The 20094-nt window shown below is 52.4% G+C and carries 18 protein-coding genes, 1 tRNA gene and 1 pseudogene; 13 read left to right on the forward strand and 7 right to left on the reverse strand.

What is annotated here, in order from left to right:
* From ACXJJX_RS08005 to ACXJJX_RS08020, 4 genes and pseudogenes are all read left to right on the forward strand, one after another.
* Positions 1–418, forward strand: a pseudogene (locus tag ACXJJX_RS08005) (glutamate--tRNA ligase); the annotation flags it as partial.
* Between the two features lie 239 nt (positions 419–657).
* On the forward strand, positions 658–2853 hold the full coding sequence (locus tag ACXJJX_RS08010) for a bifunctional alpha,alpha-trehalose-phosphate synthase (UDP-forming)/trehalose-phosphatase (RefSeq protein WP_456433960.1): 2196 nt from the start codon (positions 658–660) through the stop codon (positions 2851–2853).
* Entirely contained in the window at positions 2831–3508 is a 678-nt protein-coding gene (locus ACXJJX_RS08015; RefSeq protein WP_456433962.1) for a DUF5752 family protein, read from the forward strand. Before ACXJJX_RS08010 ends, ACXJJX_RS08015 begins: the two co-directional genes overlap by 23 nt.
* Positions 3505–4752 (forward strand): glycosyltransferase, encoded by a 1248-nt coding sequence (locus tag ACXJJX_RS08020; protein ID WP_456433964.1) that lies wholly within the window; start codon positions 3505–3507, stop codon positions 4750–4752. The genes ACXJJX_RS08015 and ACXJJX_RS08020 overlap by 4 nt, the downstream gene beginning before the upstream one ends.
* 2 nt (positions 4753–4754) lie before the next feature.
* Here the strand turns inward: ACXJJX_RS08020 and yihA are convergent, their stop codons facing one another.
* A complete protein-coding gene (gene yihA, locus ACXJJX_RS08025; protein ID WP_456433966.1) occupies positions 4755–5336 on the reverse strand; it encodes a ribosome biogenesis GTP-binding protein YihA/YsxC in 582 nt (193 codons plus the stop codon).
* A gap of 130 nt (positions 5337–5466) precedes the next feature.
* Between yihA and ACXJJX_RS08030 the strand changes: the two genes are divergently transcribed.
* Genes ACXJJX_RS08030 through ACXJJX_RS08045 form a run of 4 tightly spaced genes read left to right on the forward strand, consistent with a single transcriptional unit; the run spans position 5467 to position 9875 of the window.
* Positions 5467–6138, forward strand: coding sequence for a Tll0287-like domain-containing protein (locus ACXJJX_RS08030; protein WP_456433968.1), 672 nt, complete (start codon positions 5467–5469; stop codon positions 6136–6138).
* A 6-nt stretch (positions 6139–6144) separates the two neighbouring features.
* Positions 6145–7305 (forward strand): M20 metallopeptidase family protein, encoded by a 1161-nt coding sequence (locus tag ACXJJX_RS08035; protein ID WP_456433970.1) that lies wholly within the window; start codon positions 6145–6147, stop codon positions 7303–7305.
* A gap of 3 nt (positions 7306–7308) precedes the next feature.
* Entirely contained in the window at positions 7309–8406 is a 1098-nt protein-coding gene (locus tag ACXJJX_RS08040; RefSeq protein ID WP_456433972.1) for a carboxylate-amine ligase, read from the forward strand.
* Positions 8403–9875: a gamma-glutamyltransferase family protein gene (locus tag ACXJJX_RS08045; protein ID WP_456433974.1), complete on the forward strand. Its 1473-nt coding sequence runs from the start codon at positions 8403–8405 to the stop codon at positions 9873–9875. Before ACXJJX_RS08040 ends, ACXJJX_RS08045 begins: the two co-directional genes overlap by 4 nt.
* A gap of 1 nt (position 9876) precedes the next feature.
* On the opposite strand, the gene gpmI is transcribed toward ACXJJX_RS08045, so the two are convergent.
* Positions 9877–11427, reverse strand: coding sequence for a 2,3-bisphosphoglycerate-independent phosphoglycerate mutase (gpmI, locus tag ACXJJX_RS08050; RefSeq protein WP_456433976.1), 1551 nt, complete (start codon positions 11425–11427; stop codon positions 9877–9879).
* A gap of 299 nt (positions 11428–11726) precedes the next feature.
* Here gpmI and ACXJJX_RS08055 point away from each other — a divergent pair, with 299 nt between their 5' ends.
* Positions 11727–12941 carry a porin gene (locus tag ACXJJX_RS08055; protein WP_456433978.1) on the forward strand — a complete coding sequence of 405 codons (1215 nt, stop codon included), beginning with the start codon at positions 11727–11729 and terminating at the stop codon, positions 12939–12941.
* 10 nt (positions 12942–12951) lie between these two features.
* Complete coding sequence (locus ACXJJX_RS08060; RefSeq protein WP_456433980.1) at positions 12952–13236, forward strand: hypothetical protein; 285 nt, start codon at positions 12952–12954, stop codon at positions 13234–13236.
* Positions 13237–13254: 18 nt separating this feature from the next.
* Here the strand turns inward: ACXJJX_RS08060 and amrA are convergent, their stop codons facing one another.
* From amrA to ACXJJX_RS08085, 5 genes are read right to left on the reverse strand one after another with little or no spacing between them, the layout of a single operon-like run.
* A complete protein-coding gene (amrA, locus tag ACXJJX_RS08065) occupies positions 13255–13836 on the reverse strand; it encodes an AmmeMemoRadiSam system protein A (RefSeq protein ID WP_456433982.1) in 582 nt (193 codons plus the stop codon).
* A 21-nt stretch (positions 13837–13857) separates the two neighbouring features.
* Positions 13858–15141: a nucleotide sugar dehydrogenase gene (locus ACXJJX_RS08070; protein ID WP_456433984.1), complete on the reverse strand. Its 1284-nt coding sequence runs from the start codon at positions 15139–15141 to the stop codon at positions 13858–13860.
* Positions 15142–15176: 35 nt separating this feature from the next.
* Complete coding sequence (locus ACXJJX_RS08075) at positions 15177–15404, reverse strand: acyl-CoA carboxylase biotin carboxyl carrier protein subunit (RefSeq protein WP_456433986.1); 228 nt, start codon at positions 15402–15404, stop codon at positions 15177–15179.
* The gene (locus ACXJJX_RS08080; protein ID WP_456433988.1) at positions 15392–16021 is read right to left on the reverse strand and encodes a class II aldolase/adducin family protein; all 630 of its coding nucleotides are present in this window, start codon (positions 16019–16021) and stop codon (positions 15392–15394) included. Before ACXJJX_RS08080 ends, ACXJJX_RS08075 begins: the two co-directional genes overlap by 13 nt.
* Complete coding sequence (locus tag ACXJJX_RS08085) at positions 16011–16343, reverse strand: molybdenum cofactor biosynthesis protein MoaE (RefSeq protein WP_456433990.1); 333 nt, start codon at positions 16341–16343, stop codon at positions 16011–16013. Before ACXJJX_RS08085 ends, ACXJJX_RS08080 begins: the two co-directional genes overlap by 11 nt.
* 170 nt (positions 16344–16513) lie before the next feature.
* On the opposite strand from ACXJJX_RS08085, the gene ACXJJX_RS08090 reads away from it, so the two are divergent.
* From ACXJJX_RS08090 to ACXJJX_RS08100, 3 genes are all read left to right on the forward strand, one after another.
* The gene (locus tag ACXJJX_RS08090; protein ID WP_456433992.1) at positions 16514–18295 is read left to right on the forward strand and encodes a DUF3373 family protein; all 1782 of its coding nucleotides are present in this window, start codon (positions 16514–16516) and stop codon (positions 18293–18295) included.
* A 128-nt stretch (positions 18296–18423) separates the two neighbouring features.
* A complete protein-coding gene (locus ACXJJX_RS08095; RefSeq protein WP_456433994.1) occupies positions 18424–19635 on the forward strand; it encodes a type II secretion system F family protein in 1212 nt (403 codons plus the stop codon).
* Positions 19636–19863: 228 nt separating this feature from the next.
* Positions 19864–19951, forward strand: a tRNA-Leu gene (locus ACXJJX_RS08100).
* The last annotated feature ends 143 nt before the right edge of the window (positions 19952–20094 follow it).

A 20094-nucleotide genomic window follows, 5' to 3' on the forward strand; every position in this document is an offset into this window, starting at 1 on the left:
CAGGGAGCCAGAAGAAGTCTACCTTTGCCAGACCATCGAAACAGTTAAAACCAGAGCCAAAACCCTAGCGGAGATGGCTGAGATGCTTCTTTTTTATTTTCAGGATCCGGACTACGATCCCAAGGCCGCCCGCAAGTTCCTGAAGCCAGAGGTCGCCCCGGTCTTAGAAAGACTCATAAAAGAGCTGGAAGGACTTTCTGATTTTTCCGATGAGGCTACCCTGGAGGGTCTCTTTCGGGGCTTGGCAGAAGAGATGGGGTTTAAACTTAAACATATTGCTCAACCTGTAAGGGTGGCCCTTACGGGAAGGGCCGTCTCCCCCGGGCTCTTTGAGATTATCTCCCTGCTGGGGAAGAAGCGTGTCTTGTCCCGTCTCAAAAAGGCTTTAGAATTTAGTCAGAAACAAAAGGAGGCTTGAAGCCGTGAACCTTGGAGATCTTGGTATTGTATTGTTGGTCTTTGTTATTTGGCTGGGATTAAACCGCCTTATCCTTCCCCGACTTGGGGTTCCTACCTGAGCGGCCCCCAGTTGTGAGATCGGGTCCCGATCCAAGAAGAAAAAGGCCAAATAAAGCTGGCCTTCCCCTTTAGAGATCGCTATGATTCCATCCTGAGGTGGGCTTGTGACAAGCCGGATACGATGTCAGGATATAAGGAATGTCCTCCCGACTGATAATCGTTGCCAATCGATTGCCGGTTACTGTCAGCAAACAAGAGAAAAGACTGGCCTTTCACTCCAGCGCCGGGGGGCTGGCTACAGGGCTGGGGTCGTTTTATCGCCAGAAAAATGGCCTCTGGCTTGGCTGGCCGGGGCTATCTAGCGAAAGTGCCCGCGGCTATGAAGAAGCAATAAAAGAACGCCTAGCCCAGGAATCCTGCCGCCCCATCTTTCTCACCAAACGCCAAGTAGAATATTATTATTATGGCTTTAGCAACCGAATCCTCTGGCCTCTTTTTCATTATTTCCTTCAGTATGTAAGCTTTGAAAAGCGATTCTGGGATAGTTATCGCCAGGTAAACCGACTTTTCTGCGAGGCTGTCCTTAAAGAGGCTACCGAAGAGGATATCATCTGGGTCCACGACTACCAGCTCCTGCTTTTACCTGGCCTCCTCCGACGCCATCTTCCCCGGGCAACCATTGGCTTCTTTCTCCATATTCCCTTTCCCTCCTTTGAGATTATCAGGACCATTCCTTGGCGAGAAGAAATCCTTGAAGGGATCTTGGGAGCCGACCTGATCGGCTTCCACACCTATGACTACGCTAGGCATTTCCTAAGCTGTGTCCGCCGGATACTCGGCAAAGATCACAGCCTGGGTCTCGTCCACATAGACAATCGGGTGGCCAAGGTAGATACCTTCCCCATGGGGATAGACTTTGGCCGTTTCTCCGGGGCCCCTAAGCAGGCAGATGTCCAGGCGGAGATCCGACGCCTGCGACGTCGCATCGGAGAACGCAAGGTCATTCTCTCGGTAGATCGTCTGGATTACACCAAGGGCATCCCTCAACGGCTGGCGGCCTTTGATCTCTTTCTGGAACGCTATCCCAAATATCGGGAGAAGGTCATTCTAGTCCTGGTAGGGGTCCCCTCACGGACCAAGGTGGAGCATTATATTCAGCTCAAACGCGAGGTCGATGAGCTTATTGGCAGAATAAACGGCCGACATGGAACCTTAGGTTGGACTCCTATCTGGTACCTTTATCGCTCACTTCCCTTCTCTACCCTGACAGCCCTTTATCACCTAGCTGAAGTAGCCTTAGTAACCCCCCTTCGCGACGGTATGAACCTGATTGCCAAGGAGTTTGTAGCCACCAAGACCACCGACCAAGGGGTCCTTATCCTCAGCGAAATGGCCGGGGCAGCAAGAGAGATGGGCGAGGCGGTGATCGTTAATCCTTTCAACATTCAGGAGGTGGCCGACTCCTTAGCCATGGCCCTCGAGATGGATGAGGCCGAACAAGCCGACAGGCTCCGACGGCTCAAGGAACGCCTCAAACGTTACGATATTTATCGATGGACAGGGGAGTTCTTGGACCGCCTGAAGCACATCCAGGAGATGCAACATCAAAGAGAGGCGCGAAAGCTCTCCTTGGAGACCAGAAGGAAACTTATGGAAGATTATCTGGCTGCTAAAGCTAGACTTTTCTTTCTCGACTACGATGGCACTTTGGTTTCTTTCTCCGGACGTCCAGAGCTTGCCAGACCGGATGGAGAGCTTAAGCGCATCCTCAGCGGATTGATCGAGGTCGGCAACAAGGTGGTTATTATCAGCGGCCGGGATCGACGAACCATGGAGGACTGGTTGGGAGACGTAAAGGTCGATCTGGTAGCCGAACACGGAGTTTGGTTTAAAGAGGCAGGGGGAGACTGGGAGATGATCGAACCCCTCAAACAGGACTGGAAGGAAGCCATCCGGCCCATACTCGAGCTCTACATGGACAGAACCCCGGGCTCTCTAATCGAAGAAAAGGAATTTTCTCTTGTCTGGCACTATCGGATGGCCGACCCTGAACTTGGAAGTCTTCGGGCCAGAGAACTGAAAGACGCCCTGGTCAACCTGACAGAGAATTTTAACCTTATGGTTCTTGAAGGAAACAAAGTCATCGAGGTCAAACCGGCTAACATTAACAAAGGCCGAGCGGCCCTTCGTTGGCTGGTTCCCAAGGCCTGGGATTTCATCTTGGCCATGGGGGATGACTGGACCGATGAAGACCTTTTCGATGTCCTGCCCGAGTCGGCCTATTCAATAAAGATAGGCCTTGAACCTTCCCGGGCCCGATTCAACCTTGAATCCTCCCGGGAGGCCAGAAGACTGCTCAAGGAGTTAGCCTATGCCCAACGGGGAGATGGCTGATTACCCTTTCTTGATCAAAGACTGTGCTCTGGTTTCTATATCTACTGGAGAAAAATCGCACTCTTTGGCCGAACTTCTGGATGATCTTCGGCGGGTCCATTCAGGATGTCTGTATCATCACTTCTGGGGGCGACTTCTGCGTCCGAGCTTTGAACACCCCGAATATCACAACGACTTCGCCGCCTGGGCCCACCGGGCCCTCCATGACCAGATCTTGGCTGAACGTTTAAATATCATCGATCCCCAAGACTACCCAGATCTTGAATCACTGCGGCAGGAACTCATTGACACTATTGAGGAGCGAATGGATGAGACCGAATATATCCCCTGGCTCAAAGCTGAGACCCCTTTTTACTTTGTTCGCAGCCAGATAGTGGTCCTTGACACCAATCGCCGTCTCTCTCGCCCGGAAGAGCTACCTGAGGCCGTAGCCGGGATGTCGGCAGGGAGCATCTTTTACCACTTCATTGACGCCCGTAGAAGAACCATCGACAACACTGACGACTTTAGGGCTTGGATGATGGCCTTTGGCCCAGAGTACCAAGAACTCATCCTACAACTGGCCAGGATTGACCCCTATTTCGTTACCCTCACCGAACTCCGACAACAGCTCTGCCAAGTCTTCAAGGACTTTTTCTCTAGGAGGCAATCGTGACTGAAGAAATCCTCCTTCGCTATCGTGAGATTGCCGGGGCAGACGTAGTTGACCAGCTGAAACAATTAGCTGGAGCCTTGATTGGAGCTCGAGTCATCCATGTTAATTCCACCCGTTACGGAGGAGGGGTGGCCGAGATTCTAAACAGCCTTACTGCTATCAAGGAGGCTTTGGGACTCAATATACGCTGGGAAGTGATCAGCGGAGATGAAAACTTCTTCCGGGTAACCAAGGCTATGCACAATGCCCTTCAGGGTTTTCCTCAGGACATCAGCGAAAGCGCCCTCCGAGTTCATCAAGAAATAAACGCCCAACAGGCCGAAATCTTAAGACCAGTCCTGGAAGATGCTGATTTTGTCTTTATCCACGACCCCCAGCCAGCCCCCCTCATAGAGTTCTTTCCCCACCGGAAAGGTAAATGGATCTGGCGATGTCATATCGATCTCTCCCGACCCCACCGTCCTGTCTGGCGTTACTTAAGGGATATTGTCTCCAAGTATGATGCGACCATCTTCTCCATGCCCGATTTCACGCAGCCTCTTCCTAATCTCCAATATATTATTCCTCCGAGTATTGATCCTTTAAGCCCTAAAAATGTCAACCTTGATCAAGAGGAGGTGGATCGGATCTTTGAGCGCTTCAAACTCACCAAGGAAAAGCCTCTAATAGTCCAGGTCTCCCGGTTTGACCGCTTCAAGGATCCGTTGGGGGTCATCAGGGCCGTCCGGCTGGCCCGAAAGTTTACCCCCGTCCAGCTGGTTCTGGCCGGAGGAGGAGCAGCCGACGATCCAGAAGGAGAAATCGTCTTAAAAGAGGTCAAGGCCGCTGCCCTCGACGACCCCGACATCCGAATCCTCTTCCTTCCTCCTGATGAACACCTGACCATTAACGCCCTTCAGAGGGCCGCTGATGTAATCATGCAAAAATCCATCAAGGAGGGCTTCGGCCTCACGGTAACTGAAGGTATGTGGAAGGGAAAACCAGTCATTGGAGGAGATACGGGAGGTATCCGATCACAGGTGGTTAATCACCACACTGGCTTCCTCGTTCGCACCCCAGAAGGGGCAGCCTTAAGGATCCGGTATCTTTTGTCTTATCCGGAAAGACGGGCCGAGATGGGCCGAAAGGCCAGAGAGTTTGTCCGGGACAATTTCCTGATCACCAGACATGTAAGAGACTACCTTTCCTTAATGTTGGCCCTGCTCAAGGGGTCTGAAGAACGGATCGAACTGGCCGCCGAATAATTCTATCGTAAAGCCGCAAATACTCGCCCCCGCAGGGAGTCTATCCCTTCGCCTGTGCGGCAGGAAATAAGATAGACGTCTTCTGGCTGAAGACCAAAGTCAACCAAATATATCTTCTTAGCCCGGAGTCTTTCGGCTCGATTGACTTTGTCTATCTTGTTAAGGGCAACTACCAAAGAGAACTTAAGCCCCTGAAGATAGTCAATAAGAGCCAGGTCAAGCTCGTCTGGACGGCGGCGAATATCAAAAATGGCCAGTACCAAAAGGAGACTTTGCCGACTGGAAAGGTATCCCTCAACCAAGCTCTTCCAGGCCAGCCGCTCCCTCAGCGGCCCTTTAGCAAACCCGTAGCCCGGAAGATCAACCAGATAGAGCCGGTCATCGATATTGAAGAAATTAAGGGCCCTGGTCCGGCCAGGAGTAGAACTCACCCGGGCCACTGCCCGGCGTCTGAGAAGACGATTTATAAGAGAAGACTTGCCCACATTAGAGCGACCAGCCACAGCGACCTCTGGGAAACGCTCCGGAGGAAGATCTTGAAGGCGGGTAACGCTACGGAAAAAATCAACCTTTTTTACCTTCATTAATTCCATTTTAGCATGGATTCCTGGCCTTATCTGGACTTTTTATCGAGATCTTGAGGCAGATCGGGCTGACTATCCTTATCAGATATGATAAAAGGCGCCTTTAGAATTTTTGGAGAGGGGGGAGGCGATGACTCGATTCCTATCTTTTCTCTTGATCTGTTTCTTCTGCTCTCTGCCTTTGGCAGGGGCCCAAACAAACGAAAAAGTCCTCCAAATAGGAGAACGGGCGGCCATGGAGCTGATGAAAAACCTAAAATCCCAGCTCATTCAGGCCATGGAAGAAGGGGATCCGGCCGCAGCCATCTCTGTGTGTGCCACGGTAGCCCAGGATCTGACCCGCAAGATGGGCCAAAAACTGGGCCCGGGAATCAAGATCAAAAGAACCTCTTTCAAGTGGCGCAATCCAGCCGATGCTCCGGATGAATACGAAAAAGAGGTTCTGGATCTCTTGGAATGGATCTACCGAGGCAAGAAGATCCTTCTTCCTTTTTATATCCAAGAGGTCACAGAAGACGAGCAGCCCTACTACCGCTACTACAAACCCATTCTGGTAAGAAGTGAGTGTCTGCTCTGCCATGGAGATCCTCGGGAGATGCCGGAGGAGATCACCCAAACCTTAAAGAGGCTCTATCCCCAGGATAAAGCTACAGGCTACAAAGTAGGAGATTTCCGGGGAGTCATCCGGGTCTCCATCCCCAAGGCCCTGATTGCAAAGCTTATCCGTGAGGACAAAGGCCAAAACCTTGCCGGTGAGGAGGGCGATGGTTGTATGCCCCCTCAGCTTCCCTCCAGGGATTAGAGACCCATGGATCCGGATCTTATCAGCTGGATGGTAGAGATCCGGCGGGCCATCCATGCCTGGCCGGAGTTGGCTTATGAAGAAAAACGAACCGCCGAGTTGATCTCCGCCAAGCTCCAAGAGCTTGGCATTGCCCACCAGAAAGGGATCGCCAAGACGGGTGTCCTGGCGGAGATAGACGGTGGCCCGGGCCCTACAGTGGCCCTAAGGGCCGACATGGATGCTCTGCCCCTTAAAGAAGAGACCGGACTTGACTTTGCATCCAAAGTTCCTGGGCTGATGCACGCCTGTGGCCATGATGGTCACGTGGCCATGCTTCTTGGAGCAGCGGCTCTTCTACGGAAAAGACCATTTCCTGGCCGGATAAGGCTCATTTTTCAACCCGCTGAGGAAAAGGGGGCTGGAGCCAGAGAGATGGTCCGCCAAGGGGCCCTCAAAGGGGTAGCAGCCATCTTCGGTGGTCATATTGACAGACACTTCAAGGTCGGGGAGATCGCCGTAAACGAAGGCCTTATCTGCGCCTACACCGACACCTTCTCCATCGCTGTCCTCGGCCGCGGAGGCCACGCTGCCTGGCCCCATGAGGCCATCGATGCCATTGTAGTGGGTTCTCTTCTGGTCATGAGCATCCAGACCATTGTTTCTCGGGAGGTCAATCCAGCCTATCCCTGTGTGGTTACCGTGGGTAGATTCTCTGGAGGGTCAGCCCACAACGTCATCGCCGAAGAGGCCCTCCTTGAGGGGACCATCCGCTCCACCCATAAGGACATCCGCCGCCGGATCCACGAAGGCCTCAGGCGTATTACCAAAGCCGTAGGGGATCTCCACCGAGCCCGGGTGAGGATAGAGATCAAAGAAGGCTATCCTCCAGTAATCAACAGCCCGGCAGAGACGGCCTGGGCCAGAGAGGCTGCCCAGAAGGTGGTTGGGCCTCAGGGGGTAGTTCGTCAACCACATCCTAGCCTTGGAGGAGAAGACTTTGCTTTTTATCTGCGCAAGGTTCCGGGATGTTTTGTTCGCTTTGGGGCAGCCAAGACTGGCCTTGAAGGTATCCCGGCCCACAGCCCCAGGTTTGATTTCGATGAGGGCGTACTTCCTGTCGGGGCATCCTTTTTGGCCACTGTGGCCGAAGTGGCTCTAAGAAGCCTTTCCCGCCAGAGGAGCTAAACCGTGGGCCTGACCTTTGCCAAAAGTCTTCCCTTTAGTCTGGGCGTAGAGATCGAACTCCAGGTCCTCGACGCCCAGACCCTGGCCCTTTCCCCCGAAGGGCCTCTTATTTACCACTTGGCCCAGGAAAAACTGGGGCCCCTTATAAAACCAGAGGCCCTTTCTTCCATGGTGGAGTTAGTTACACCGGTGTGTCTGAATGTCTCTGAAGTGGACGAATTTCTCCGGGAAACTTTGGCCTATCTTTTTGATCTAGCCCGTGGGAAGGGGCTCCTTCTCTGGCCAGCCAGCCTCCACCCCTTCTCCCTGGCCAAAGAACAAAAGGTCTGGGACCATCCCCGCTATCGGCGCATCTTTGATGAGCTTCAGCTACCTGGACGGCGTTTCATCGCTCAGGGGCTCCATATCCACCTCGGAATGGAAAGCACTGAGATGGCTGTCAAGGTCTATAACTGGTTAAGGCCCCTCCTTCCTGTCTTTCTGGCCCTTTCGACCTCTTCGCCCTTTTATGAAGGGCAACCCAGTGGCCTTTATTCTTACCGGAGCAAACTTTTCGAGGCCTTACCCCTGGCTGGCCTGCCGCGTTTCTTTGAGGGTTGGTCCGAATTCTCCGAACTGGTAGATCTCCTCTGCCGTCTCGAGGTGATCGACTCTGTAAGGGACCTCTGGTGGGATATAAGGCTCCATCCAGATTTCGGGACGGTGGAGATTCGGATATACGATGTTCCTACCCGCTATAAGGACATCCTGTGCCTTGTTGCCCTGACCTGGGCCCTGGCCGTAATCTTCAGCCGAAAAGAGACTCCCCCGCCACGGCCTCCGTTAGAAATTATCCGTTACAACAAATGGCAGGCTGGCCGCCATGGCCTCGAGGGGATCTACATCTCTCCTGGATTAAGACGAAGCTCCTTCAAGGAGGAGGCCGAATCCCTTGGCCGCATGGCCCTTGAACTTGAAGATCCGATCAGCCAACCCTATATTGAGAGCCTTTGGGAGATTTTGAGCCGAGGCACTGGGGCCCACCGGATGCTAGCCCTCTATGAAGCTGGGGCTCCCTTTAAAGAGATTATTCAGACGATATTTGAGGAATTTTGGAGATGAAAGGGGCTATCGCTTGTGGAAATAGCCACACGGCCAGGGCGGCCGAAGAGATCCTGGCCCGGGGAGGAAATGCCTTCGATGCCTTGGTAGCTGCGGCTTTTGCCTCTGGAGTGGCCGAAGCCGCTCTGACTAGCCTGGGAGGCGGTGGATTCGCCTTGGTCCATCTAGCCTCAAAAGGCCAGACCCTGGTCTACGACTTCTTTGTTAATACCCCTGGTCGAGGGGCAAAGGGGAGGAAACCACAAGACTTTCAGAAGGTCACTGTTCACTTTGCAGCCTCAAGCCAGGATTTCAATATCGGACTGGCCTCGGTAGCCGTCCCCGGAACCCTAAAGGGGCTTCTTAAGATCCATCAGGATCTGGGAAGTCTCCCCCTCGAGATGGTCCTGGCTCCGGCCATCCACTTTGCCCGGAATGGTTTTGTAGTCGATGCCTTTCAGGCCTACTGTTTTAGTATCCTTGAGCCCATCATCAAGGCCACCGCCGAGATGGCCGCCATCTTCTGCCCTCAGGGGAGGCCCCCTAAGGCCGGCGAGATACTCCAGAACCCAGAGCTGGCGGATTTTTTAGAAAGTTTGCCTGAAGGCCTGGATTCATTCTACCAAGGAGAGATTGCCCTGGCGCTAGAATCCATGATGGAGAAAGGTGGAGGGCTGCTGACCAGAGAGGATCTCTCTTCCTATGAAGTCATCTGTAGAAAGCCCTTGAGATTTGAGTTCTCTCAAGGGCTTCTCCTTACTAACCCCCCTCCGGCCTTTGGGGGTGGCATGGTCGCTTTGTCCCTCAAACTCTTTGAGGAATTTTTCTCTGGAGGAGAGTTTCTCTCCGAGGGACACCTTCGGGCCCTGGTCCAAAGCCTTTATGAGGCCCACGTCTTAAGAGAGACGAGCATTAAGGATCAGCCAGAGGTCATCCTTGGACTCCTCCAGGCCCCCAAGGCCAGCCGAGGCACAACCCACATCAGTGTTGCCGATGGCCAGGGAAACCTGGCAGCCCTGACCATGACCTTTGGGGAGGCCTCAGGCTATCTGGCCCCCGGCACGGGAATTGTCCTTAACAACATCATGGGCGAAGACGATCTCCACCCCCGTGGTTTTTTTGTTGACCCGCCGGGGACAAGGGTCTCTTCCATGATGGCTCCCAGCCTCCTCATCTCTAAGGGGGTAAAATCCGCCCTTGGTAGCGGAGGGAGCAAACGGATTAGATCGGCCATCTTTGAGGTGATTGCCAACCTGACCTACTTCGGCCTTGAGCCAGCCAGGGCCGTCTCTGCCCCACGGGCCCACTTCGACGGAGAGATTCTCCAGGCCGAACCTGGTATCCCTCAAAGAATCCTCGAGAAGTTTCCCTGGCCCTTCAATCTCTGGCCGGTCAAGGATCTTTATTTTGGCGGAGTTCATCTGGTAAATAGCCGGCTTGAAGGAGCCGCCGATGAACGCCGGGCCGGGGTTTTTAAAACCGTAGCCTGAATCAAAGCCCCTCAATGAGCACCTGACCAGTCATTTCTGGAGGTACAGGCAGCCCCATAAGAAAAAGCCCAGTGGGAGCAATGTCGGCCAAGATCCCTCGGCGGAGACGAGATCCCTTAAAACGCTCATCAAGCAGGTAGAACGGCACTGGATTGGCCGTATGGGCCGTATGAGGAGAGGAGTTGTCCAGCATTTGTTCACAGTTCCCATGATCGGCAGTAACGATTACCGGCCCTCCTCGATACTTCTTGAAGGCCTCAACTACCCGTCCGACGCAGTCATCTACCACCTTAACGGCTCGAATAGCGGCCTCAAGCACCCCAGTATGGCCGACCATATCGCCGTTGGCAAAGTTCACCACCACAAAACCATAGTCCTCCTGTTTGAGGCGCCGAATTAGCTCCTCGGTAACCTGATAGGCACTCATTTCCGGCTTGAGATCATAGGTGGGCACATCCCGAGGAGAGGGGATCAGTTTACGCTCTTCAAAAGGAAAGGGAGTTTCATCGCCCCCATTGAAGAAATAAGTCACATGGGCATATTTTTCTGTCTCGGCAATCCGAAGCTGACGGATGCCGGCCCGGCTGACCTCCTCGCCCCAAATTCGGTGTAGATGCTCCGGCGGAAAAGCCACAGGAAGTTCAAAGGCCTCGTCATAAAGGGTCATACAGACGAAGTAGGCCAGGTGCGGAAAAGAGGGGCGTTTAAACTCCTTGAAGCCTTCTTTGGTGAGGGCCAGGGTCAACTGTCGAGCCCTATCAGCCCGGAAGTTAAAAAAGATAACCACGTCGCCGTCCTCAATCAGGGCCGCCGGTCTCCCCCGCGGGGCGATGACCGTCGGCCGGATGAACTCGTCAGTCTCTCCGGCCAGATAGGCTTCTTTTACGGCCTGAAGGGGATCTTCGGCCTGAGGCCCTTCCCCCAGGACCATAGCCCGCCAGGCCAGCTCGGTCCGCTCCCAGCGTCGGTCCCGATCCATAGCGTAATAACGGCCAGAGACAAGGGCAATCTGGCCACAGCCAAGTTCAGCCATCTTTTCCTTGAGTTCACGAATGTAGCCCAGACCACTGTCAGGAGGGGTGTCACGGCCGTCAGTGAAGGCATGGACGAAAACCCGCTGGCAGAGCCCCTGATCCTTGGCCATTTTCAGCAGGGCGTAGATGTGTTCGATATGACTATGGACGCCACCGTCAGAGACCAGCCCCAGAAGATGAACCTTTCCCCCACTCATCCGGGCCCGAGAAAAGGCCTCAAGGAGGATCTTGTTCCTGAAGAAGGATCCATCAGCAATGGCCTTGTTTATCCGAGTAAGATCCTGATAGACGATCCGACCGGCCCCAATATTGAGATGGCCCACCTCAGAGTTCCCCATCTGCCCTTCAGGAAGACCTACCGCCTCCCCGGAACATTCAAGAAGGGTAAAGAGATATTCTTTTCGGAAACGATCAAGGTTAGGGGTACCACCGAGAAGGATGGCGTTGCCTCTGACCTCCTTCCGCCACCCCCAGCCATCAAGGATGATCAAAAGAAGAGGCTGCGTCTCTTCGATCATCAAACCTCCCTAGAGCCAAAGATTCCCTGGCCAATATAGGCCGGATATAGACCTTCGGCAAGGAAAACACCCTGCCCAGGGCAGCGGGAATTTTCTATTTCCCTAAAGGGGGACAAGCAAAACTCCACCATTGACAAGGATAATCCTTACTGATACTTAGTCGCAGTCTTCTTAGGGAGCCCATTGTAAAACCACCTGACCACGGAAAGGAGGTGTTCCCCCATGGCCTGAGGAGATTCTTTTTTTTTCTTCAATGATTGCTAAAGAGTCTTAGAAAAATTTTCTAAAAGGAGGTCTTCATGAAGGTGTTCCTTAAAGGACTACTGATCTTTTTCTGCTTGCTGACTGCTTCCTACTCCTGGGCTGAACTCAGCGAGACCGAACGTCTTGAGATTCTTGAGAAAAAGGTCGAGAGGCTTCTTGAAGAAAGACGCCTATCCAAAGAGGAAAGTCGCTTCAGTGTTGGCGGCTACGGGGAGATCCACGCCAACATCAGTGAGGGCAAGGATTCTCAGGGCAATTCTAACGATCAGATGGATATCCACCGTCTGGTGCTCTACTTGGGCTATGACTTCTCCTCCTGGATTAAATTCCAATCGGAGATTGAATTAGAACATGCCTACGTGGAAGGCGACGATGGAGAACTGGCCATCGAGCAAGCCTATGTGGATTTTTTGGTCCACCCTCGCTTAAACTTCCGGATTGGCCGAATCCTAACCCCCCTGGGAATAATAAACCTCCGCCATGAACCTCCGGCCTTCTATGGAGTCGAACGGCCGGCCTTTGATACCTACATTATCCCCACCACCTGGGGCTCAGATGGAGCCGGTGTCTTCGGAGACCTAGGAACGGCGATCCGCTATCAGCTCTATGTTGTCGGCGGCCTTGATGGCTCCAAGTTTGATCCTGTTCTGGGGATCCGCAAAGGACGCATAAAAGAAAGACCAAGCCTCAATAGCCCCGTTCTCACCGGTCGGATCGATCTTTATCCCGGGATGATCATTCCCTCAGAGACAATCTCCGGCCTAAGGCTCGGGGCTTCCTTCTATTACGGCGGAGTAGACAATGGCAATCAGGGCAGGGATCCCGGCATTGACGGCAAGATCGGTATCTATTCAGGAGATTTTGAGTTCTCCCTTGGAAGGTTTGATCTCCGAGGAGCCCTGGCTTTCATAAGGCTCGATGAAACTGAAGGTCTCCCCCAAGGGGTAGCGAAAGAGATGCTCGGTTACTATCTTGAGGCCGGTCTTCACATCCTGCCAGAGTCTCTCAAAAGGGGACGTCTCAGTCGAGCCGAGGCTGTGTTTTTTGTCCGCTATGATGACTACGACACCCAGCACGCCATGCCCAGCGGCGTCCTCCGGGACCCTTCAGGGGACCGCTTCGATTGGACCTTTGGCCTCAATTTTTATCCTATTCCTAATCTGGTCCTAAAGATCGATTACCAAGTCAAAAAATCCGACGGACCAGATCCCGCAGACATGATAAACCTCGGCGTTGGCTGGCAATTCTAGGAGGGTCACCATGAGGGAGAAATTTTTTTTCATCGCTTTATTGATAATTGGTCTAAGTCTCAATTTGGGTTGCACTTTGTCTCCCAAAGTTCAGAAGAGAGATATGGAAGTTACCCAGGGCAAAGCCTATTATTTAAAAGAATGCGGGGCCTGCCATCGACATTTCCGCCCCCAGGAAAGGAGTCCTAAAGAATGGGAAGCTATCCTTAAGAGGCACCAGATAAGGGTCTCTTTAACCCCTGAGCAGTTCGAATTTCTAAAAAAGTATATCCTTAATAAAGCCACCCAGAACTAAAATTTGGCCGAAGGGGCCTCAGGCCCCTTCGGCCAGACCAAACTCCTTCTCGGAGAAGATCTCAGCCGTAAAGACGTAAATTTCGGTCTCCGGATCCTGCCAGCACCCCGGAGGAAGCCCGGCCTTAAGGCAGGTATGGTCAAGGAAGGTATAACGATCCCAGCCATATTCTGTGGCTACCTGGGGGAGGAGCACTCCTCGATTAAGCCCTCGGATGATATAGAGCCCATGGCGCCCCACCTCAATCTCCTCCACTCCTCGGATCCTTTCCATAGGGGAAAGGACAGAGATTTCGATGTCTATCTGGGGAAACTCTGCCCGGCTCAAGGGCGGGAAACGGGGATCAGAGAAGGCCGCCTCTTGAGCCATCTGGGCTACAGTCTGATAAAGAGGCCCCTGGGGGAAAAAGGTCCCGATACAGCCCCGAAGCTGCCCCCGGATGTGAAGGGTGACAAAGGCCCCAAGGGAGGTCTTAAGCTTGGGAGAGCTTATCTCTGGAAAGGTCAGCTGGCGACCCTCAAGACGGGCAGCTATTGCCTGCCTGGCAATTTTCAAAAGGGTAATTTTCTCCTCATCCGTAAGGCCCAATACCTGTGCCATTGTCCCCACCTCCTTGACCCCTTAAAGCCGCCAGTAGCGATAAGGAGACCTGGCAAAGTCAGAAGGGCCAAAAAGGCCCTTAACATCTATGATTACTCCCCGGCCTGGACGCAAGGTAGAGATCAGTCCTTCGGGGCCAAGCTCCCGGTAGGCATCGTGGGCTACGGCCAGGATTACGGCATCAAGACCCAGAGGAGGTGAAGGGTAAAGCCTTAAACCATAGAGTCTTTCAGCCTCCCGAGGATCGGCTAAAGGATCATGGACCTCTGGTTCGATGCCATATTCACGAAGTTCCAGGATGATGTCGATCACCAGCGTGTTGCGAATATCGCGGCAGTTCTCCTTAAAGGTAAGGCCTAGCACCCCCACCCGGGCCCCATCTACGCGAATGCCGGCCTTGATCATCTCCTTAATGGTCTTCTGGGCCACATAGACCCCCATAGAGTCGTTAATCCTGCGGCCGGCTAGAATCACCTGAGGATGATAGCCCAACTCCTGGGCCTTGTAGGTCAAGTAGTAAGGATCTACGCCAATACAGTGCCCCCCTACAAGACCTGGCCGGAAGGGCAAAAAATTCCATTTGGTGCCAGCACACTCCAGAACCTCCAGAGTATCTAGCCCCATAAGGTTAAAAATAATGGCCAGTTCGTTCATGAGGGCAATATTGAGATCCCGCTGAGTGTTTTCAATCACTTTGGCCGCCTCAGCTACCTTGATACTCGGAGCCCGATAGACTCCGGCCTCGACAACCATCTCATAGGTTCGGGCAACAACCTCTAAAGTCTCTTCATCCTGAGCGGCCACCACCTTGACCACTCGGGCAAGGGTGTGCTCTTTGTCTCCAGGATTGATTCGCTCCGGAGAATAGGCCACCTTGAAATCAACTCCTGCTTTAAGGCCCGAGGCCTCCTCCAGTACCGGCAAACAGATCTCCTCCGTTACTCCCGGGTAGACGGTGGACTCATAGACGACGATAGCCCCCGGAGACAGATTGGCCCCAATGGTTCGGCTAGCAGAAATAAGATGACCCAGATCGGGAAGCTTGTGGATGTTTATCGGAGTCGGAACGGCAACGATAATAAAGTCGGCCTCTCTGAGGCGAGAAGGATCTGCCGTAAACTCAAGATATCTGGCCATAGCAAACTCGCTAGAATCAATCTCACCGGCCGGATCCCTTCCCTTTTTGTAGGCGATGATCTTCTCTTTGCTTACATCATAACCGATAGTGGCAATTTTTTTACCGAACTCAATGGCCACTGGGAGTCCAACATAACCCAGCCCGACCACAGCAATCTTGTTAACCATAACTTAATATCCTTAATAAATATATCCTTGTCCAACTAATCGACCTGCATGCAGACAATAGTCATCAGGGGGGCGTCCTTTTCTACTACCTCCCCTGATTTGACCCAAACTCTCTCAATCCGGCCTCGACAGGGGGCCTGTATAGGAATATAGACCTTCATGGCTTCAAGTTGGGCCAGCTCCTCCCCGGCTTCAACAAGCTTGCCTGGCCATGCTCGAAGCTCAACTACCGTGGCCGTAACAGGGGCCTTTATCTCTGCCATGGATGAAAACGCCTTAAACGATCAAGCTCCTCAATCCCTAAAGGTCTGGCCTGAGGATTGAGAGCGTAGGTCAACCAGTAAGTTTTGGCAAGATGTTCGAGCATGTCAGTAAGATTAAAGGCCTCCTCAAGCCCCTTCCCCACCGCCACTAGACCGTGTCGCTCAAGGACAACGACGTTAGTCCGCCGGATGAGAGGAGCAACCACTGCCGGAACTTCATCTGTTCCTGGTACAGCGAAGGGGGCCAGCTCTAGATCCTTAAAAAAGAGAGCTCCTTCGGCCAAGAGGGGCTCGGTCAGACTGAAACCAGCAATGGTCAGGGCCAGAACATAGGGAGGGTGGGTATGGATAATGGCCGAGACATCCGGCCTTAGGCGATATATTTGGAGATGGAGGGCCATTTCTGAAGAGGCTTTGGGGCCAGAGAGATGGCCCCCTTCAGCAGAAAGAAGACAGAGATCTTTAGACTCAAGTAGCCCCTTATTCCTGCCCGAAGGGGTGGCCAGAATACGGCCGTCGGCACACCTAAGGCTGACATTACCCTCACTTCCGGCAACAAGACCCCTCTGATAAAGGCGACGACAGGTTTCGATGAGCTCCCGGGCCTCAGTCTCCAAAGACTTCCTCCTTTTCCGTAACCTCAGTCTTGATGGCCTCAAGCAGTTCGGCAAGACAGGAAATGACATTTTCACGAAAATCACCAGCGATTACTAGATACATAAGATCTTCTCCCACGGTGAGCTCACCTTCTCGGATTTCGGCCTCTACAGCCACGATCCCCGGGCGTCGGCGGGCAGCCTCAAGGAGACGGGCCAAAGGCTCCCGGTTCACCTTAACCCTCACGGCCACTACCGAACGCCCATCCCGACTTGAGGCCCTAACAATACCGTTGTGGACGAGGATCATACCGGCCTGATGAATATTCGGGAAGGATTTCACTTTTTCTAAAAGCTGAAGTAGAGCCACGGGGATTAATTACCAGCCTCGGACGAGATTTGTCTAGTTTTTTTAAGAATAGGCAAAAAAATCGACCTTGACACTAGAAAAAAGGCCAGGTTAGAGGGTTTGATATCCTCAATAATTATCACCCTAAAAAATAGGAGGTTCCTATGAGGCGTTGGTTGAGTGTGGTCCTTATGCTCTTTTTTGTCCTAGGGCTGGCTCCTCTGGCTTCAGCCGCCCCAAGCACCGAGGAGCTCATGCGGCGCATTGAACAACTCACCCGCGAGCTTGAGGCCTTAAAGAGCCAGCTCAAAGAGATCAAGGAGACCCAAGAGGAACAGAGTGAAGTCGTTGAGGCCGTTGAAGAGTTCAAAGACAACATGGGCAAATTTAAAATTTGGGGAGATATCCGCTCCCGCGTTGATATAGCCAGTGCTTCCGTACCAGAAAATGGCTATATGTTCGGCCTGCTACCGCTGTTTGAAGATGCTAGCAAAGGAGTTTATGGGTCAGCATATGCGGCTATGTTTAATGGTCAAATCAATCTTGATCCAGAACTAAGGCGTCGTTTTGAAAGGGCTGTAACCAGTCATAGTACAGATAACGATACCGTCTATACCAACCGGATGCGGATCAACTTCAAAGTCAATCCTACGGAGAACACCAATGTCAAGGTCAGGCTGAGCTATTATAAGATCTGGGGAATGACCAACGACTATATTGCTCCGGGCCTTTTCCCGCCGACAACCAACAACTTTACCCTCGGAGTTCGCCCGGCCGACAATGCCCTCTATGTGGATCGGGCCTACTTCAACTGGGTAAATGTCGGCGGTCTTCCCATGTGGATCTCCTTTGGCCGCCGGCCGACCACCCACGGCATCCCCAGCCAGCTGCGTGAAGGTCTTGACAATCGGGAGGCCAGCCCGGCGGGGATCAATATCGATGTTCCCTTCGACGGAGCCACTATTGGTTTCCAGTATTCCTGGCCCTGGCGTGGCCGGATCCGCTTCTGTTATGGCCGAGGATTTGAATCTGGCTTTAAGACCCCTCTTGACCGAGCTAAGGACGATATAGATTTCTATGGCTTTGTCTGGGATGTTATTGATGAGCCAGAGAAGGACATGCTCCTTGTCGTCCAACTCTTTAAGGCCGAAGGGGTAATGGGCTTCCCAGATGGTTCCTGGTATATGTTTTCTCCGCTCTTTAATCAGTGGACCCCATTTTCTGTAACCACTCAGTATAATCTTGGCGATATCTACGAGCTGGGGGCCACCTGGATGCATAAAATAGATATCCCGGCGGTGGGGCTCGAGGGGATTGACTACTTTGCCTCAGTGGGTCTCTCCATTACGGATCCAGATACCTACGGCTACATGGGGATGCCACTTAATCATGATGGCGACATGCTCTATATGTACTACACCCTTCTTGGTGGCCCATATCTGATGCTAGGCAAAAACTTCACCCCACCAAAGACGGTCAGCCAAGCTGTCTCCACCTTTGATGATCTGGGTACCAAGGCTGGTTGGGCTGTCTATCTGGGCACCAGAATCCCCATCAGCCGGTTCAATGCCAAGCTGGGCCTTGAGTACAACTATGGTTCCAAATGGTGGATGCCGTTTATGGTCGGCAGTGATGATATCTACTTCAACAAGCTGGCCACCAGGGGCCATGTAGGTGAAGTTTACTGGATCCAGGCTCTCCCTGTGGGTGAGGCCCTTAACAAGTACGCTAAGGCCCAACTCCGGGTTGGTCTCCAGTACTTCTGGTTCAACTATACAGGAAGTGGCCTCTGGCTCGGCAAACCCCGTCAAATTGACTCCGAACTTAAAAATCCCAATGAGCTTTTTGCTGAATTTGCTAGCCAAGGTTATATCTCTAGTTCTACCATGTTTATCCCCATCGACCACATGTACAACATCTATGTCTCTTTTGAGTTAAGTTTCTAAGCCTCTTTTAAGTGGGGTAACAGGCGGGTCTAAGACCCGCCTTTTTTATTTTTGAGCCTAAAGAATTCTCCCCTTTTGGTCGATCTCTTATAGAGATTTCCTCAAAAAAACATCTCTGGAGGCTAAAGTTGCCTGTTTATGTCTGGGTAGGCAAAGGTCCTGATGGCACCAAAAAAAAGGGGGAGATGGAAGCCCCGGATGAGAGGCTTGTCCGCCTCCATCTGCGGCGGTTACGCATCACTCCTGTAAAGATCAAACCAAAATCCAAAGGTTTAAGTGACTATCTGCCATTTCTTCGGCCGGGGGTAAAATCTAAAGAACTGGTGGTCTTCACTCGGCAACTGGCCACCATGATCAACGCCGGTCTCCCCCTAGTCCAGGCCCTTGAGGCCCTGGCCCAGCAACAGGAAAATAAGACGTTTAAAGAGATTATCCAGACCATAAAGGCAGACGTTGAAGGCGGCCAGAGCCTGACCGAGGCTCTCAAGAAGCACAAATGTTTCGATAATCTTTATACCAATATGGTCCAGGCCGGAGAGATGGGTGGCAACCTGGATGAGGTACTTATGCGGCTGGCAACCTACATGGAAAAGGCCCTAAGGCTTAAGAAGAAGATCAAAGGGGCCCTTACCTATCCGGCCATTGTGGTCTCCATCTCTGTTATTGTGGTCACTATTATCCTCCTTTTCGTCATCCCAGTCTTTGAAAAGATGTTCTCTGACTTCGGCAAGGCCCTGCCCCTTCCCACCCAGATCGTCATTGCCATGAGCAACTTTGTTAAAAATTATATCTTGGCCATCATCGGCGGGATCATTCTGGGGGTGATCATTTTTAAAAGATATTATGCTACTGAGCGGGGGCGTCGCCAGATTGATGCCCTAATTCTCAGGCTTCCGGTCTTCGGCCCCCTGATCCGTAAGGTTGCCGTAGCCAAGTTTGCCCGCACTTTGGGGACCCTTATCAACAGTGGCGTTTCCATTATCGAAGCCTTAAAGGTAGCAGCAGCTACTGCCGGCAACAAGGTTGTGGAAGAAGCTATACTCAAGGTCCGGGCCAACATTACCGAGGGACGTTCTATCGCCGAACCACTGGAAGAAAGCGGTATCTTCCCTCACATGGTAGTCCAGATGGTCTCTGTGGGTGAGTCTACCGGGGCCCTAGACACTATGCTCAACAAGGTGGCGGAATTCTTTGAAGAAGAGGTGGATGCCACCGTGGAGGCTCTGACGAGCATGATAGAACCTTTCATGATTGTCTTTTTGGGAGGCACCATCGGAGGCATTATTGTGGCCATGTATCTCCCAATCTTCCAGATTGGAGATATTGTCAGCGGCCACTAGTGTTCTATAAAAAAGCCCCCAGGCCCAAGACCCAGGGGCTTGAGGAGTGGGGCAGAGAGAGGAGGCTTCTTACATATTTACTATTCGACTCCTTCCTGAAGAGACTTTAAAAATCCACCCTCCAAAGAGAAATCCTACCCATTAAAGAATTTCTTGAAAATCAATCACATTACTGCCGCTTTGCAGGGGACAGAAAACATGGTAAAAGCCTTGATGCTCAAGGAGACAGCCCGGGTGGCGGAACTGGTAGACGCAGGGGACTTAAAATCCTCTGGGGTAACTCCCCGTGCCGGTTCGACTCCGGCCCCGGGCACCAACGCTTTCATAAATATAATGGTTTTGTTCCCCCAAGACTCATTTTTAGAGAGAAAACCTTACGGAAGTGAACCAATATGGACGAAATTCATCACATAAGTTAAAGAGCTTGCTTTTAGAATTCAAAGGGCCTTGGTTACATGG

This window comes from Thermosulfuriphilus sp. (assembly GCF_054026695.1).

Excerpts from the sequence above, each read along its gene's own strand:
- ACXJJX_RS08010 (WP_456433960.1), top strand. The coding sequence starts at position 658 with ATGTCCTCCCGACTGATAATCGTTGCCAATCGATTGCCGGTTACTGTC.
- ACXJJX_RS08015 (WP_456433962.1), top strand. The coding sequence starts at position 2,831 with ATGCCCAACGGGGAGATGGCTGATTACCCTTTCTTGATCAAAGACTGT.
- yihA (WP_456433966.1), bottom strand. The coding sequence starts at position 5,336 with ATGAAGGTAAAAAAGGTTGATTTTTTCCGTAGCGTTACCCGCCTTCAA.
- ACXJJX_RS08030 (WP_456433968.1), top strand. The coding sequence starts at position 5,467 with ATGACTCGATTCCTATCTTTTCTCTTGATCTGTTTCTTCTGCTCTCTG.
- ACXJJX_RS08035 (WP_456433970.1), top strand. The coding sequence starts at position 6,145 with ATGGATCCGGATCTTATCAGCTGGATGGTAGAGATCCGGCGGGCCATC.
- ACXJJX_RS08045 (WP_456433974.1), top strand. The coding sequence starts at position 8,403 with ATGAAAGGGGCTATCGCTTGTGGAAATAGCCACACGGCCAGGGCGGCC.
- gpmI (WP_456433976.1), bottom strand. The coding sequence starts at position 11,427 with ATGATCGAAGAGACGCAGCCTCTTCTTTTGATCATCCTTGATGGCTGG.
- ACXJJX_RS08055 (WP_456433978.1), top strand. The coding sequence starts at position 11,727 with ATGAAGGTGTTCCTTAAAGGACTACTGATCTTTTTCTGCTTGCTGACT.
- ACXJJX_RS08060 (WP_456433980.1), top strand. The coding sequence starts at position 12,952 with ATGAGGGAGAAATTTTTTTTCATCGCTTTATTGATAATTGGTCTAAGT.
- amrA (WP_456433982.1), bottom strand. The coding sequence starts at position 13,836 with ATGGCACAGGTATTGGGCCTTACGGATGAGGAGAAAATTACCCTTTTG.
- ACXJJX_RS08070 (WP_456433984.1), bottom strand. The coding sequence starts at position 15,141 with ATGGTTAACAAGATTGCTGTGGTCGGGCTGGGTTATGTTGGACTCCCA.
- ACXJJX_RS08075 (WP_456433986.1), bottom strand. The coding sequence starts at position 15,404 with ATGGCAGAGATAAAGGCCCCTGTTACGGCCACGGTAGTTGAGCTTCGA.
- ACXJJX_RS08090 (WP_456433992.1), top strand. The coding sequence starts at position 16,514 with ATGAGGCGTTGGTTGAGTGTGGTCCTTATGCTCTTTTTTGTCCTAGGG.